2 protein-coding genes are annotated in these 3,025 nt (G+C 38.9%); both read right to left on the reverse strand.

The window, feature by feature from the left end; all coding sequences use genetic code 11:
* Positions 1-2,451 (reverse strand): mucin-binding protein (locus M1F56_RS09625; RefSeq protein ID WP_282184698.1); only part of this gene is annotated, 2,451 nt, incomplete at its 3' end.
* Between the two features lie 361 nt (positions 2,452-2,812).
* Positions 2,813-3,025 (reverse strand): transposase (locus tag M1F56_RS09630; RefSeq protein ID WP_432654207.1); only part of this gene is annotated, 213 nt, incomplete at its 5' end.

Genomic DNA, 3,025 nt, shown 5'->3' on the forward strand with positions numbered 1-3,025 from the left:
CTTAGACTCTGCCGCCTGACTCGCGTCCTCATAGACATATTGGATGGTCTCGGTCACCGTTTTCGTTTCTTCAACCGAAACCGTCTTATGGCGCAGACGCACCGTGACATTCTGATCCGTCGCATCGTCGGTATCAAACTGAGTCGGAAGAGATTCTTGCGATACCAACTCATAGCCCTGGGCCTGATAGCCTGCTACAACAGCATCGTAAGTTGTTTGCGCTTGCCCTGACACAGCCCCGTTGGAGACACCTTTTTCCAACAAAACTTTATCTTCTAATGTCTGACCTGTTGTCTCATCAATGACCGTATAAGTCAGTTGCTGCGCATTGGCCTTGTAGGTGACCTTACGTGCCACATCGTTGCTGGTGGCACTGATGTTCGCAACTGCATCAACTGTCGGATGATCCGCTGTGTACCCGGCAATTACAGGAGAGGTTACCTCTGGGAAGGTGCTCTCTGACGGACTCCAGACGCCTTCCTGGATGATCCGGCCAGCCACCAAATCCTTGGTATTGGTCCGCTTGAACTCCAGCGTCTGAACCTTAGACTCTGCCGCCTGACTCGCGTCCTCATAGACATATTGGATGGTCTCGGTCACCGTTTTCGTTTCTTCAACCGGAATCGTCTTATGGCGCAAATGGACTTCAAAGGTTTGAATAGTTTCATCGTACGTCACACCGACGCTTGGATAATTATCTGAAACAACTTCATAGTGTAAGTTTTGGTAATACTGAAGTGTTGCGGCAGTCCTATAGGTATCTGTTTGACCATAATAACCCATCAGCTCTTTAGTCTCTAAAATCTTCTTATTATCGTCATCATCAAGATAAACAACCCTGGCACCTCCTATTGCCTCAATATAATAGTTATATACATTTGTAACCCCCAACCTCACTGTGCCCATTGCATTTTCACTTGACGATACATATTTATAAACTTTCCCATTGAAATGCACCCGTTCTTCATGTGACGCTACATAAGATTCTCCTGTGGGCGTCCCTTTAGGCTTAATTATTTGTGTTTCGGTCAGTTTAGTCGTTGTTCCTTGAATATAATTATCAAGCAATACTGTTCCGGCTGTGTTGTAACTGAAAAAATTATAACTGAGGTCAGGCTTAGTTAAAACGAAAGGTGAAGGCAATTTACTTGTAATGGCTAGCCAGTACCCGCTATCAAACTCTGAATCCCTACGCATGGTAAACGAGATAACATCGCCATTATCTATTACACCAGCGATACTAGTCTTATAAAAATCCGGATGGTTATATCTATCTGGGATATTTTGTGTCGGACTACTTGCAGCTAAACGATTATCAGATTGTTTATCAACATAGGAACCCGTTATTTTTACTGGTTTAAAGTTATAATCTGTTATCCCTTCCTCATGAGTTTGTCCCTTATATATCGTTTTTGACAAACTTGTCAGCGCTAATATAGCTGGGTTTTCTTGATTAAATTGAATGAGATTATCATCTTCATCATAAAAACGGATTTTGACACCATACCTAGACGGTGCTGATAAATTATAAAAAGTATAGATTCCTTTTGTTGGATCTTTCTCAGCAAAACCGATTATTCCTATCCCATTATTTAAATTTGTTACTTCATAAACAACTTTAGCAATTTTTGTACCATTATAGCTAGAATTTTGTAGATTTGTGTAAGTAGCTGTTATAGTTTGACCTTTGTTAATTTTGGGAATCACAAAATTCCCTGATGCAGAAGTTTTGTATGCAGCTATTGGATTATTAGCAAATGTCCTACCACTACCTATATATTCTTCATATGAGTACGCTCTAGGCGTATCTTGCTGACCAAATTCAGTTGTACCTGTAATTGATAGGTGAGCATTTGGTTCGTTTTCAAATTTCAGTCCTTGAGTTACAACTTCACTAAGATAACCGGGCTTTTGAGTGTTACTTTGAGCTGTTGCATAATCACTGTTATATTTATCAGTTGACTCTCGTATACTTTGGGCTTGCTCTTTTTCACGAGCAATTGCATCAGCCTCTAAGTTTGCAGCTTCTTCTTGTGTATTAGCTGTTCCAATGATCTCAGTTGGTTTTTGTTTTACTTCAATATTAGAAGCTTGAGCAGTAGCAATAGCATCTTTTAATTCTTGATTTTCAACTGTTACATTTGGCTGTCCTTCAGCAGGGTTCCCAGCAGCTACCATCGAAACAGGCACAGGTGCTGATGAAGCTGCCAACGATTTTGCTTCAGCAACTTCGGCTGCAACAGTTTTCGCTTGAACAATCAAGCTGGTATCAGAAGCTTCTGCTACAGGAGCTAAGGCGGTTGTCTTAGTAGCCTTAATTTCATCAGCTACCACACCTTCATGGAAGCTAAACATTGCAATAATCCCAAATATTAGAACTCCAATCGCACCATAAACTTTATTCTTACGGATTGAACCATGTCCCTTTGTTTCACCAGTTTTCTTAAACATTAATATATTATATTCCTTTTTATAATTAATTAACTCTCTTGATCTAATTCCTCCTAAAAGAGAAATAACAAGAGATTTTTATGCTAAATCTCAAGCTTTTATCATCACTTATGGCTTCATATTTGATTTAATATCAACAATCTATCTTACTTTTTTAGTTTGCTAATATAATAAAACAGATAGTCCAGAGGGTTTAAATAACTATCTCTAAACTGTCTGACGATACTTAAAAAATTAGTCACCTCACATTGTATATTATACTTTAGTGAGTGGAATAATTCAATCAATATGCAAGTAAAATATACAAAGATTGTGTAATTTCGTTTTTGTATAAGATAAATTGCAAGAATAAGCGCAACATTTACTCTAACTCATCCACTAGAGCTTCATAAGCAGTTCTGTAATCTAAACATTTTTGTGGTCGGTGATTGATATCATATAAGGCCTTGTTCAAAGCCTCATCAGATATAGCAGCTAAATCTGTTTTCTTTGGGAAGTATTCTCTTAGTAAGCCATTTGCGTTTTCATTGCTTTCTCTCTGCCAAGATGAATAGGCGTCCGCAAAGAAAAAGGA

It is taken from the genome of Streptococcus oralis (assembly GCF_023109005.1).
Lineage (GTDB): Bacteria > Bacillota > Bacilli > Lactobacillales > Streptococcaceae > Streptococcus > Streptococcus oralis_BU.